Here is a 12,809-nt window from a genome sequence, read left to right on the forward strand (position 1 = left end):
TCGAAGGGTGAGGCCGGTACCGGGGATGTGTCCAACGCGACCATGCACATGCGCAAGATCCGTTCGGAGATCGCGCGGCTGAGTTCGCTGCCGGAGGATGAGCTGTACGTTGCTGCGAAGGAACTGCAGGCTCCGTATGAGTTGGTGAAGGAAGTTGCTGCTGCGGGCAAGCTGCCGGTTGTGCTGTTCACCGCCGGGGGTATCGCTACTCCGGCTGATGCGGCGATGATGATGCAGCTTGGTGCTGATGGTGTGTTCGTGGGGTCGGGGATCTTCAAGTCCGGTAACCCGGCTGAGCGTGCCGCGGCGATCGTGAAGGCCACCACGTTCCATGATGATCCGGACATGATCGCGAAGGTCTCCCGGGGCCTGGGCGAGGCTATGGTCGGTATCAACGTTGAGGAGATCCCGCAGCCGCACCGCCTCGCCGAACGCGGCTGGTAAACGCTGCCGGAAAAATGCCCGTCCTGTGAAGGGCCGGACGCCTGGAAACTATCCGGCGTCCGGCCCTTCGTCGTCGGCGCGGTTCGCCGCGACAATGGGTCTGACGGCCGGCTACGGCGTTAGGCTGACCGTGTGAGCCGTCGTCCCACCTCCATCATTCAGACAGCAGTACTTGCGGCGTTGCTGCTGGTTCCCGGGTGCTCGGGTTCCGCAACCGTTCCAGCGCCCGCAGGCCTGGAGAACAGTGGTTCAGTGCCGACGTCGTCGCCCGCACGGTCATCGGGACCTTCAAGCCCGCCGGAGGACGCATCCGCGTCACCGAGTCCGGAAGAGCCACCTCCATCCACCACCGTGGTGCTGACCGGGGATCTCCTCCTCCACGAAAGACTGTGGGAGCAGGCGGCAGTCGACGGCGGCGGCGATCTTGACTTCGGACCGATGCTCTCAGCGCAGGAAGAGTACGTGGCGCCCGCGGATCTCGCGATCTGCCACCAGGAGACACCACTGGCGAATCCCGAGGGCCCGTACTCAGGATTTCCCGCCTTCAACGTCCCACCGCAGGTCGCGGAGGCCGTAGCGGACCTGGGCTACGACGCCTGCACCACCGCAAGCAATCACACTCTTGACGCCGGGACAGCCGGTCTGAACCGCACGCTCGACGCCCTGGACCGTGCAGGTCTCGACCATACGGGTTCCTACCGCTCGCCCGAGGCAGCCGCTGAGCCTTTGATCGCCGAGACGGCGGACGCCCGGGTCGCGATCATCACGGGCACCTATGCGCTCAACGGGCTGTCACCGGAATTCCCCTGGCAGGTTGACCTGCTTGACCCTGCCTCGATGATCGCCAAGGCGCGGCTCGCCCGCGAGGCCGGTGCCGACGTCGTACTGGCGGCGGTTCACGCCGGCGACGAGTACGCCGACTACGCCAACGCCCAGCAACAGCAGGTTGCGCACGCGCTGGTGGACAGCGGTGAATTCGACCTGGTCTACGGTCACCACAGCCACTCCGTCCTGCCCGTCGAAAAGTACAACGGTGTGTGGATTGTCTATGGCCTCGGTAACACCATCGCCGCCCATCTGACGCCGGACATCCGCAACATGGAGGGCCTCCTGGTGGAAGTTTCCTTCGAGCAGAACGACGACGGCGGGTGGCATGCCGCCGACCTCCGCTGGCTTCCTGCCACCTGGAACGGACCAGGCCACCGCTGGTGCCCGGTCGCCGCCTACAGGCTGGAGCAGATGGCCGCGGACGGAACAGCCTGCGTTTCCTCCGAAGCCGACGCGGCGAGCAGGGAGCGCACCAGGGCAACCGTGGAGTCCATGGGCGCTGCCGAAGCGGGCGCCGTCGAGTGGTCGGGCGAATGATGCGCGCCGCTCACGCCAGCTGGAGCCACCAGGTCTGCCCGCGGCCGATGAGCTCGAAGCCGCGGTGCGAATACAACTCGTAGCCCTCGGGCGTGGCGTTCAGAGCAAGTTCCCGCGCTCCCGCTGCCGCGGCCTGCTGTGTGACTGACGCGAGCAGTGCGGTGCCCAGTCCGCGGCGCCGGAACTGGGGGAGCACCTCCATGTTGAAGATCCCGCCGAGTGCCCGCGGGTTGTCGGTCCCGTCGTAGAAGGAGTACGCCGCCCCCGCAAGGTCTCCCTGCTCGCGTGCTTCCGCGTGCCAGGCTCTTGCCGGTTCGCAGCGGGCGAGCGCCAGCTCCTTCGCCGGAGCGCCGGAATATTCAGGCACCGACGCCGTCACGGACGTGCCGGCAGTATCGAACGCGCTGACGGCGCTCACCGGGGCGCTCATCCACCATGGCTGCCAGCCGGGTTCAAACCCGAAGCCCACCAGCTCGCGGCCCCGAACGGCCCCATTGAGCCACACCCCAACGGTGCGGGCTCCGAGCCGGACACCCTCAGCGAGTCCGGGCCGGAGGCCCGCCGGGGACAGGGAGGTGGGAAACATCAGCATGAGCTCGCGCCGCGCGGGCAGCCAGATCCAGTCGCATTCGTGCGTGGAGAAGGTCCGGCCGCCGGTCGCCTCCGCCATTGCGGCGAACCAGGTCCGCTGCAGCCGCTGGCAACCGGCGATCGTGGTCATGAGTGCTCAGCCAGGCCTCGACGCTCGAGCAGCGGTTCGATGCTTGCTGCCCGGCCACGAAATGCAGTGAAAGCCTGCAGCGGATCAACGCTGTAACCCCGGGAGAGCAGCTCGCGGCGGAAGTGCTCCCCGTTCTCCCGCGTAAGGCCGCCCGACTCCTTGAACCACTCGACGCTGTCCGCGTCCAGCACTTCGCTCCAGATATAGGCGTAGTAGGCCGCTGAGTAGCCGCCGGCGAAGATGTGCTTGAAATAGCCGGTGCGGTAACGCGGGGGAACCGGTGCGTAGTCCACGCCGGCGTCGCGCAGTGCCTGCGTCTCAAACGCAAGGGGGTTCTCCACCGTGCTTCCCGGCGAAAGCTCGTGCCATGCGAGGTCAAGGAGGGCGGCTCCAAGGTACTCGGTCGTGGCGAAACCTTCACCCCATTGCCGGGCAGCAACGAGTTTGTCGATCGTGTCCTGCGCAAGTGGCTCACCCGTCTGGTGGTGGCGCGCGTAGTTGCCCACTACCTCGGGCCAGAGCATCCACATCTCGTTGACCTGCGAGGGGTACTCGACGAAGTCCCGCGGCACGCTGGTGCCGGAGAACAGCGGATACGTGACGTTCGAGAAGAGTCCGTGCAGCGCGTGTCCGAACTCATGGAAAGTGGTTCGCACCTCGTCGAAGGTGAGCAGTGTGGGCTCGCCCGCCGGCGGCCTGGAAATGTTGAGGTTGTTGACGACGACGGCCCGTGTTCCGGCCAGCCGTGACTGCTCCACGAAGGAGTTCATCCATGCACCGCCGTTCTTGGTGTCGCGGGTGTAGTAATCACCGAGGAAGAGTCCAAGCTCGGAGCCGTCCTCTTCGCGGACCTCCCAGATCCGTACGTCCGGGTGGTAGCCCTGCAGGTCCTCCCGTTCATGGAACGTGAGTCCGTAGAGCCTGTTCGCCGCGAAGAACACCCCGTCCTTCAATACCCGGTCGAGCTCGAAGTAGGGGCGCAGCGCGGCGAGGTCGACGTCATACCGTTCGGCCCGCACCTTCTCCGAGTAGAACGACCAGTCCCAGGCCTCGATCGGATGGCCGGCGACTTCCTCAAGCTGTTCGGCCTCCGCTCGCGCATTCCGGACGGCCGGTTTCGCGAGCCTGCCGAGCATGTCGTGGATCGCGTCCAGCGATGGCGCGGTCTGGTCATCCGTGGCCAGTTCGGCGTGGTTGGCGAAGCCGAGGAGGGCCGCCCGTTCGGCACGCAGTGCTGCCATGCTTGCTGCGACACCAACGGTGTTGTCCGCGTTATCGCGGGAACCCCTGTTGATGGAGGCTTCGTGGAGGCGTCGGCGGGTGTCCCGGTTGGTCAGTGATTCCAGCGCCGGTTGGGACGTGGGCAGGATGAGCGTCAGAAGGTACTTGCCGTCGTGACCGGCGGCTTCGGCGGCGTCCCGGGCGGAGGCGATGTCGTCTGCGGACAGGCCATCGAGCTCGGACGCATCGTCCACAAGCAGGGCCGAGGCATTGGTATCACGGAGCAGCCGCTGCCCGAACTCGGTGCCGAGGCGGGAGAGCTCGCCGTTCAGTTCGCGCAGTCGCTGCTGTGCGCCGCCGTCGAGCTGTGCGCCGGCACGGATGAAGCGCTGCCGGTACTCGTCGGCCAGACGAGCGGATTCAGGGTCGAGACCGGAGACTTCGACAACGTTCACCCGCTCAAAGAGCGCAGCGTTGAGATAGATGTTGTCCTCGTGGGCGGCCAGACGGGGCGCGATCTCTTTCTCCACCGCCTGAATTCCCTCGGTGGAGTGCGAGGACGAGTTGTTGTGGAACACCAGGGCGACCCGGCGAAGGGCCTGACCCGCGCGTTCCATCGCCACAATCGTGTTGTCAAAGGATGCGGGTTCGGGATTGGCAACAATCGCATCGATCTCGGCCAAGTGCTCATCGATACCGGTTTCGAAGGCCGGCAGGAAGTCCTCCTCGCGGATCCGCGCGAAAGGCGGCAGCTGGTACGGCAGCGTGCTCGGGTTCAGAAAAGGGTTGCTCATGGGAACCAACCTTGGCATAACGCGCAGCGCCGCTCCAGCAGGTATGCGCGTTTCCACCGTGTTTTCTCCGTGGTTTCACCCCGGGTCGCACCTATCATTGGGAGTCACATCTAGGGAGGTCTTCGTGTCTCAAAAGACTCTATTCCGGGGCAAATGGGCAGCGCTGGTGCTGGCTTCCACGCTCGCCAGTTCCGGCTGTATGGGCGCAGGCGAGGGGCCTACTACCCAGGGCGCGGAACCAACGACGACGGCGCCCTCCGCCTCTTCCGAGCCTGCAACTGCGCAGGCGACCTCCGAAGCTCCCGAGCCCACACCGGAGCCGACGCCCGGGAAGGGGCCTGACTGCCCCACCGACCGTTGTTTCTCCTTCATGGCTTCCGGCGATCTGCTGGTGCACCCGCAGCTGTGGGAGCAGGCCGCGGTCGATGCGCAGCAGACCGGCAAGGGCTCCCTCGACTTCGAGCCGCTCCTCGCCGGACAACGCCCGTATATCGAGGCCAGCGACCTGGCGGTGTGCCACATGGAGACGCCGGTGGCCACACCGGAAGGACCGTTCAGCGGCTACCCGCAATTCAACGTTCCCCCGCAGATCCTCGACGCAGCGAAAGCTGTCGGCTACCAGGCATGCACGACTGCCAGCAACCACACAATCGACGCCGGCACGGAGGGGTTGGTACGCACCCTGGACACGCTCGACCGGCTCGGGCTGGAACACACGGGCTCCTACCGCACCGAAGAAGACGCCCAGGAGCTGATGATCCTTGAGACGCCGGCGGCGCGGGTTGCGGTGATTGAATCCACCTACGGGCTCAACGGACTGACTCCGGAGTTCCCGTGGCAGGTGGACATGCTCGACGGACCCACCATGATCGCGAAGGCGGAGAGGGCTCGCGAGGAGGGGGCCGACGTCGTTATCGCCGCCATCCACGCCGGCGACGAATATGCTTCGCTGCCCAACCAGCAGCAGGTCGACCTCGCCCACGCGCTGGCGGACAGCGGCGCGGTGGACTTCATCTACGGCCACCACACGCACTCCGTGCTGCCGATCGAGTACTACAACGACACCTGGATTGTCTACGGACTCGGTAACGGCGTCACTGAGCTGTCGCCGGTGTATGACGTCAACAACGAGGGGCTCACCATCCGGGCGCAGTTCGCGGCCGACGAGTCGGGGGAGTGGACGGTCAGCGACCTGGCCTGGCTTCCCTCGGTCATTGTGCGTGACCCGTACCGCTGGTGCTCGCTCGCCCCGGATCAGGAGCCCGGTGCCTGCTCAAGCCCCGAACATGAAGCGGCGGTCAAGGCGCGCACCCTGGCGACGGTGGACACCTTCGGAGCGTCCGACGACGGCGCACACCAGTGGCTGGTGTCCGAGGAAGACTGACCGGCCTGCGGGCGAAGCTCAGCGCGGACGTGCGGCAGCGTGCCGGCGTGCGAGCTCGGCAATGCTGTCATCCACCTCACCGGGTTCGAACGAGCCGTACTTGCGGGTGGCAGCCTCACCAATCAGGAAGTCGGCAATTGCGGGATTCTTCGGCAGCAGGGAGCCGTGCAGGTAGCTGGCGACGATGTTGAGGTGTCTTGCCCCTTCATGGTTGTCCGTCGAGTTATTCCCCTCGCCCTTGGTCACCGTGGCGAGCGGCCGGACACCCGGACCGAGGAAAGTCTGCCCGCTGTGGTTCTCGTAGCCATGGATGTCGCCGAACTCCTCGCTGCGGGCCACCACGTTCCCGATCAGCCGTTCGCTGCCGCCGTGCGTCTCGATGTCCAGGAGGCCGATCCCGGGAATCACCGTGCCGTCATGGGTCTTGAAGAACTTCCCGAAGAGCTGATAGAGGCCGCAGATCGCGAGCATCGGCGTACCGTCTTCAGCCAGCGCCCGAAGGCGCGCTGCGTTCGACTGAAGGTCTTGCTGGATCACTACCTGCCCGCTGTCCTGCCCGCCGCCGCCGATCAGGATGTCCGCGTCGTCCAGGAATGTGTCACCGGCGTTGTGTTCGAGAATGACAGCGTCGTACCCGTGCCACGCAAGGCGTTGCTTGAGCACCAGTACGTTGCCCCAGTCGCCGTAGATGTTCATATCTCGCGGGTACAGCTGCAGGATCCGCAGGGTGCCTTTGCTGGCCGGAGTAGCGGAACTCATGAGACCACCTTCACGTCAGTAATTTTGGACAGGTCCCTGCGGATGGCGAGCATCGCGGTGTAGGTGCAGAAGATCCGCTTCGGCCGGCCTTTCGCGCTGCGGATGAAGGTGCGCAGCGCTGATCCGGTGTCAGGGTCGATGTCCCGGGCGGCGACGTCGTCGTACTGGAGGCGCAGCGCCATGTCATAGGCACGGACGCCGCTGACCATCTCAACTCCGCCGGCCGCCAGACTGTCGAAATCGACGTCCCAGAGCCAGGACATGTCCCGGCCGTCCGCGTAGTTGTCGTTGATGGCGATCATCGTCGCGTAGCCGACCGCGTCGAAGGATTTCAGGCCCAGCCGGAAGCCGCTCGGATTCTTCACGAGGACCAGCTCCAGGGGCTGCCCGTCCACCACCAGGGACTCACCACGGCCGAAAGCCGGCTCGACCGCTGCGAGCGAGCGCAGCATCGCGTCCCGCCTGGATTCACCGCCCAGGATGATCCGGGCCATTGCCAGCGCCGCAGCGGCGTTGAAGATGTTGTAGACCCCGCGGAGGGTGAGGTCCACGGTGCTTGCCTCACCGTCCATCAGGAACGTCGCAGTGTTTGAATTCACCGACTCAAGCACGACGTCGGCCGGCAGGCTCGAGGCGGGAGCTGTGCCCGTGGCACCGCGGAGGTCGTCGTCGCTGGGGAACGTGTCCCTGAGCGACTCGTCCAGTCCGAAGTAGGCCACAGAAGCGTCCCGCACCGATGACGCGATCGAGGCAACCCGTGGATCCTCCCGGTTCAGCACTACGGTTCCCGTGGTCTTCACCGCGATCTGCTCCAGCAGCCTCGTGGTCTTGTCGATTTCGCCAAAGCGGTCAAGCTGGTCCCGGAGGACGTTGAGCAACAAGCAATGGGTCGGGGGAACCAGGTTTACGAAGTGGACGGCATGTGCCTCGTCCAGTTCCAGAACGGCGACGTCGGCGCTGAGCCGTCCGCGCCAATCGACCTCGCCAAGGAGCGCGGCTGCCACCCCGCGGGTGAAATTGCTGCCGGTACGGTTGGTGAAGACCTCCAAGCCCTGGCCCTCAAGGAGTTCCACCACCATTTTGGTGGTAGTGGTCTTCCCGTTGGTCCCGCTGACGACAATCACACCCTTGGGCAGGTTCCGTAGGGCCCGCGCCATGAATCCGGGGTCGATGCGTTCAACCACCAGACCCGGGAATGCCGAACCACCGCCGCGCAGACGCGAAAGTGCCCGAACTGTTTTGCCCAGGGGCACGCTCAAGCTAGACAGACCAGACATGGTCTCTAACTTATCGTGCTTTGAACGGCGCACAGGCATGACGTCTGTGGCCGAGGCATTGGCAATGAAGGCCGATTCGCAGGGACCGCCCCGCGCCAAACTAGAATGGAGTGGTGACTTCCACCATTCCTTCCGAAGGCTCCGCCCTGCGCGTCGGCGTTCTCGCCGTGCAGGGTGATGTACGCGAGCATATCCGGGTGATCGAATCCCTGGGCGGAGAAGCCTTTCCGGTCCGTCGTGCCAGCGAACTGGAGCAGGCCGAGGGCCTCATCATCCCCGGCGGTGAATCCACCACCATGGACAAGCTCACCCGCGCCTTCGACCTCGCCGAACCTCTGCGCCGGCGCATCCGGGACGGATTCCCGGTTTACGGGTCCTGTGCGGGGATGATCATGTTGGCGGACACGATCGCCGATCCCTCGCTGGATCTGAAGGGCAACCCGCAGCAGACGCTCGGCGGGCTGGATATTGTAGTCCGCCGCAATGCTTTCGGCCGGCAGCGCGAGTCCTTCGAGACGGACCTGCCGTTCGATGAGCTGCCAGGCGACGGCGCTGACGTCCACGCCGTGTTCATCCGTGCACCGTGGGTGGAGAAGGTCGGGGAATCGGTCAAGATCCTTGCACAGGTCGACGCACCGGATACGCCGCCCGCAGAACACGGAGCCGGCCGCGACGCCGACAAGGATGAAGCGCGGCCGGTCGCTAGAATTGTCGCAGTCCGCTCGGGAAACCTGCTCGCCACCAGCTTCCATCCGGAGGTCACCGGTGAGCACCGCATCCACGAGCTTTTCCTATCGATGATCGCCAAAAGAAGGGCAGAGCATGTCGGGGCACTCTAAATGGGCTACCACCAAACACAAGAAGGCCGTGATTGACGCCAAGCGCGCAAAGTCCTTCGCCAAGCTGATCAAGAACATTGAGGTTGCTGCCCGCGCCGGCGGTGCGGATATGTCCGGTAACCCCGCGCTGGAACTTGCCGTACAGAAGGCCAAGAAGACCTCTGTGCCCAACGACAACATCGACCGTGCGATCAAGCGCGGCGCAGGCCTGACCGGCGAGGTCGTCGACTACTCCGAGATCATCTATGAAGCGCGCGGACCGCAGGGATCCGCTCTGCTCATCGAGTGCCTGACGGACAACAAGAACCGTGCAGCGTCAGAGGTCCGCGTCGCCATCACCCGCAACGGGGGTACGGTTGCAGATCCCGGCTCCGTTGCGTACCTGTTCGCACGCAAGGGCGTTGTCTCGCTGCCGAAGAATGACCTCTCGGAAGACGATGTCCTGATGGCCGTCCTCGACGCCGGTGCCGAGGAAGTCAAGGAATCCGGCGACTCGTTCGATGTTCATTCCGAACCGACTGACCTGCGCGCGGTCGTCGCGGGGCTCGAAGGGGCCGGCATCGAGTACGAGACCGATGAGATTGAATTTGTCCCGTCAATGCAGGTGGAACTTGACGCAGACGCGGCACGCAAGTTCCTCAAGCTGGTGGACGCGCTCGAAGAGCTTGACGACGTCCAGAACGTGTATTCGAACGCAGACCTGAGCGAGGACGTCATGGCCGAGCTGGAGAGCGACGATTAGTTCTGTCGCCGCGCGCCCGGGTCAACACCGGTGACGCTGCGCGTCATGGGGGTTGACCCCGGGCTCACCCGCTGCGGGCTCGCTGTGGTCGATGTCGAGCCGAACCGTCGCGCCACGCTTGTGGCGGTCGGGGTGGTCGGCACTCCCTCGGACCACACTCTCGACCGCCGGCTGTTGATGATTGCGGAGTCGGTGGACATCTGGCTCGACACGCACGCACCGGACGTTCTCGCCGTCGAACGCGTCTTCAGCCAGCTCAACGTGAGCACCGTGATGGGAACCGCCCAGGCTTCCGGGGTGGTGATTGCGGCTGCTGCGCGCCGGGGGATTCCGGTTGCCCTCCATACGCCGACTGAGGTGAAGGCCGCCGTGACCGGCAACGGTCAGTCCGATAAGGCGGCGGTCACCAAGATGGTTACGAAGATTCTGCGGCTCGCCTCCGCGCCCACGCCGGCGGATGCTGCCGACGCTCTTGCGCTTGCCATCACGCACGCCTGGCGCACGGGGTCATCCGCTTCCGTAAGGACGCAGGGCGGTTCCGGACAGACCGCAGCCCAACGGCTGTGGGCAGAGGCTGAAGCCAAAGCGCGACGACGGCGCTGAGCTGCCGCCTGCGGATCAGGCACCGATGGCTGGTCCCGGTGTGGCGGAAACGAAATAGTCGGTCCCTGCCCGTACGCTGATTCGTAGATATGTTCGGTGATATTCCTTTCCATCCTCAGCTCCTGGAGCCGCACACATGATCAGCTCTCTGACCGGGACAGTAAGCCATGTAGGCCTGCACTCGGCCGTTCTCGACGTCAACGGGTTCGGAATGCAGGTACAGGCAACTCCCCAGACCCTCTCCACCCTCCGTCTGGGCAGCCAGGCTAGGGTCTTCACCTCGATGATCGTCCGCGAGGACTCCATGACCCTCTTTGGATTCACTGATCCGGAGGAGCGGGAGGTCTTCGAAACCCTGCTCGGAGTCAGTGGAGTGGGCCCCAGGCTGGCGCTTGCGGTCCTCGCGGTTCACCCCCCGGCCGCCATCCGGACGGCCGCGTCCTCGGGGGATGACAAGGCGTTCAGCAAGGTACCCGGAATCGGACCCAAGGGCGCCCGGCGCATCGTGCTTGAACTCGCCGACAAGCTCGTTCCGCTCGAGACGGACTCCCCGACCACAGCAGCGGGCGCCTGGCAGTCCCAGGTCCTCGCCGCCATGATGGGCCTGGGCTGGTCGGAGAAGGACGCCGGCTCAGCCATCGACTCGGCGGTGAAGGAATCGCCGGAGATTGCAGCAACCGGTGATGTCGGTTCCATCCTCAAACTCACCCTGCGTAGGCTTGGCCAGGACGGGGCGCGCAGCTCGGCACGGGCCTCGGTGAACTGATGGCGGAAGATCAGGAACAGCCCCTTGTTTCTCCCTCGGTTGACCCCGAGGACCGCGCGGTCGAGGCAGCCCTCCGCCCCAAGAACCTGGACGACTTCGTCGGTCAGACCAGAGTGCGCCGCCAGCTGTCACTGGTTCTTGAAGCATCGCGTATGCGCGGCCGGAGCGCTGATCATGTGTTGCTCTCCGGGCCTCCGGGGCTTGGCAAGACCACCCTCGCAATGATCATCGCGGCCGAAATGAACGCACCGCTGCGCATCAGTTCCGGCCCCGCCATTCAGCACGCCGGCGACCTCGCGGCTATTCTTTCCTCGCTCACCGAAGGTGAAGTGCTGTTCCTCGACGAGATCCACCGTATGTCCCGCCCAGCCGAGGAAATGCTCTACATGGCCATGGAAGACTTCCGGGTGGACATTATCGTCGGCAAGGGACCGGGTGCCACGGCGATTCCGCTGGACCTTCCACCGTTCACCCTTGTCGGGGCGACTACGCGGGCCGGATTGTTGCCTGGACCCCTGCGTGACCGCTTCGGCTTTACAGGGCATCTGGAGTTTTACTCCACGGCCGAACTTGAACTCGTACTCCGGCGCTCGGCAATGATGATGGACATGAGGGTCAACTCCGCGGCCTTTGCCGAGGTGGCCGGGCGGTCGCGGGGCACACCCAGAATCGCGAACAGGCTGTTGCGCCGGGTGCGCGACTGGGCTCTGGTGAACAACGTGGATGTCATCGATGCCAGGTGCGCCGGTGCCGCGCTGGACATGTACGAGGTGGACGCCAAAGGGCTTGACCGTCTGGACCGGGCTGTCCTGACCGCATTGGTGACAAAGTTCAACGGCGGGCCGGTTGGCCTGTCCACCCTCGCCATAGCGGTGGGGGAGGAACCCGAGACGGTTGAGACGGTCGCTGAGCCGTATCTCGTCCGGGAAGGAATGCTTGGGCGGACCCCCCGCGGACGCATCGCCACCGCGGCTGCGTGGGAGCACCTCGGGCTCGCCATGCCTCCCACAGTGGCCGCTGCCATGCCGGAGGACCTGTTCTCCGTGTACCAGGAGGATTCCGTTCCGGAGATCGAAAGCGGGATGGGTGCTGAGACGGGGTGGAGCCGCAACGAGGGCTAGTGCGTAACTTGCTCCGTGTTCACCGTAGACTGATATGACGTGTGGCACACCGCGCGGTCAAATGCTACGGAGTCGCTGTTGAAGGTTCCCTGCTCCGTTTTCGTCTTTGCGAAAACAGGGGCCGCGGAGTCGATACCTGAAAGCAGTACTCCCGCAGACCGTGCGTGGCCGCGGAACTCAGTGTCGGTTCGCATGCATGGCGTCCGGCTGCGCTGACCAAATATAGAAACGGATTTTTTCTGTGCTCGCAAATGTAGTTGCCCAGACCACTCAGACAACGGGTGGCGGGTTTGATATCTTCAGCCTGCTCCTTCCGCTGGCCCTCGCCTTCCTGATCTTCACCATGTTCCGCAAGCAGCGGAAGATGAAGCAGGAGGTCGCCGCGCAGCGTACCCAGATGCTTCCGGGTACCGAGGTCATGACCAACTTCGGGCTGTTCGGCACCATCGTCTCGCTCGATGATGACAACAACAAGGCACTCATTGAGATCTCGCCCGGTGTTACCGCCACCGTTCACACCCAAACGCTGAGCAAGGTCGTTACTCCGGAGCCTGTGGTTGAGGAAGAGCACACGGTTCCCGATGACGCGTCGTCTCTGACCACCGCGGACACGGACGCGGACCGTCCCCTTCGCGAGGAGACTCCAGAGGAAACAGTTGAGCGGTTGAATCGGGAGAACCCCCGCAACCGAAACGACAAAGACCAGTAATCCTGATTCGGCCGCCCCGATGGCCGAAGTCAAGTCTCGAGTTCCAACACCTAAGGATTCACGC

The 12,809-nt window shown here is 64.7% G+C and carries 13 protein-coding genes; 9 read left to right on the plus strand and 4 right to left on the minus strand.

Features of this window, described 5'->3' with window-relative positions:
- Nucleotides 1–444 (plus strand): beta/alpha barrel domain-containing protein (locus tag AC4D2M_RS09085; protein WP_490891402.1); only part of this gene is annotated, 444 nt, incomplete at its 5' end.
- Between the two features lie 132 nt (nt 445–576).
- A complete protein-coding gene (locus tag AC4D2M_RS09090; RefSeq protein ID WP_490891403.1) occupies nt 577–1,809 on the plus strand; it encodes a CapA family protein in 1,233 nt (410 codons plus the stop codon).
- 10 nt (nt 1,810–1,819) lie between these two features.
- On the opposite strand, the gene AC4D2M_RS09095 is transcribed toward AC4D2M_RS09090, so the two are convergent.
- The gene (locus AC4D2M_RS09095) at nt 1,820–2,530 is read right to left on the minus strand and encodes a GNAT family N-acetyltransferase (protein WP_490891404.1); all 711 of its coding nucleotides are present in this window, start codon (nt 2,528–2,530) and stop codon (nt 1,820–1,822) included.
- A complete protein-coding gene (locus AC4D2M_RS09100) occupies nt 2,527–4,545 on the minus strand; it encodes a M3 family metallopeptidase (RefSeq protein ID WP_490891405.1) in 2,019 nt (672 codons plus the stop codon). The genes AC4D2M_RS09095 and AC4D2M_RS09100 overlap by 4 nt, the downstream gene beginning before the upstream one ends.
- 124 nt (nt 4,546–4,669) lie before the next feature.
- Between AC4D2M_RS09100 and AC4D2M_RS09105 the strand changes: the two genes are divergently transcribed.
- Nucleotides 4,670–5,929, plus strand: a complete 1,260-nt coding sequence (locus tag AC4D2M_RS09105; protein WP_490891406.1) for a CapA family protein — start codon at nt 4,670–4,672, stop codon at nt 5,927–5,929.
- 18 nt (nt 5,930–5,947) lie between these two features.
- Here the strand turns inward: AC4D2M_RS09105 and AC4D2M_RS09110 are convergent, their stop codons facing one another.
- Together AC4D2M_RS09110 and AC4D2M_RS09115 are read right to left on the minus strand one after the other, a co-directional pair.
- Complete coding sequence (locus AC4D2M_RS09110; RefSeq protein WP_490891407.1) at nt 5,948–6,688, minus strand: type 1 glutamine amidotransferase; 741 nt, start codon at nt 6,686–6,688, stop codon at nt 5,948–5,950.
- On the minus strand, nt 6,685–7,956 hold the full coding sequence (locus AC4D2M_RS09115) for a DUF1727 domain-containing protein (RefSeq protein WP_490891762.1): 1,272 nt from the start codon (nt 7,954–7,956) through the stop codon (nt 6,685–6,687). Before AC4D2M_RS09115 ends, AC4D2M_RS09110 begins: the two co-directional genes overlap by 4 nt.
- 122 nt (nt 7,957–8,078) lie before the next feature.
- Between AC4D2M_RS09115 and pdxT the strand changes: the two genes are divergently transcribed.
- From pdxT to AC4D2M_RS09145, 6 genes are all read left to right on the plus strand, one after another.
- Nucleotides 8,079–8,804, plus strand: coding sequence for a pyridoxal 5'-phosphate synthase glutaminase subunit PdxT (gene pdxT, locus AC4D2M_RS09120; RefSeq protein WP_490891408.1), 726 nt, complete (start codon nt 8,079–8,081; stop codon nt 8,802–8,804).
- A complete protein-coding gene (locus AC4D2M_RS09125; protein ID WP_490891409.1) occupies nt 8,788–9,546 on the plus strand; it encodes a YebC/PmpR family DNA-binding transcriptional regulator in 759 nt (252 codons plus the stop codon). The genes pdxT and AC4D2M_RS09125 overlap by 17 nt, the downstream gene beginning before the upstream one ends.
- Before the next feature lie 30 nt (nt 9,547–9,576).
- Nucleotides 9,577–10,149, plus strand: coding sequence for a crossover junction endodeoxyribonuclease RuvC (ruvC, locus tag AC4D2M_RS09130; protein ID WP_490891410.1), 573 nt, complete (start codon nt 9,577–9,579; stop codon nt 10,147–10,149).
- 136 nt (nt 10,150–10,285) lie between these two features.
- Nucleotides 10,286–10,915, plus strand: coding sequence for a Holliday junction branch migration protein RuvA (gene ruvA / locus AC4D2M_RS09135; RefSeq protein ID WP_490891411.1), 630 nt, complete (start codon nt 10,286–10,288; stop codon nt 10,913–10,915).
- Nucleotides 10,915–12,036: a Holliday junction branch migration DNA helicase RuvB gene (gene ruvB / locus AC4D2M_RS09140; protein ID WP_490891412.1), complete on the plus strand. Its 1,122-nt coding sequence runs from the start codon at nt 10,915–10,917 to the stop codon at nt 12,034–12,036. The genes ruvA and ruvB overlap by 1 nt, the downstream gene beginning before the upstream one ends.
- A gap of 241 nt (nt 12,037–12,277) precedes the next feature.
- A complete protein-coding gene (locus AC4D2M_RS09145; RefSeq protein ID WP_490891413.1) occupies nt 12,278–12,745 on the plus strand; it encodes a preprotein translocase subunit YajC in 468 nt (155 codons plus the stop codon).
- The last annotated feature ends 64 nt before the right edge of the window (nt 12,746–12,809 follow it).

This window comes from Arthrobacter sp. TJ-270, from assembly GCF_058269075.1.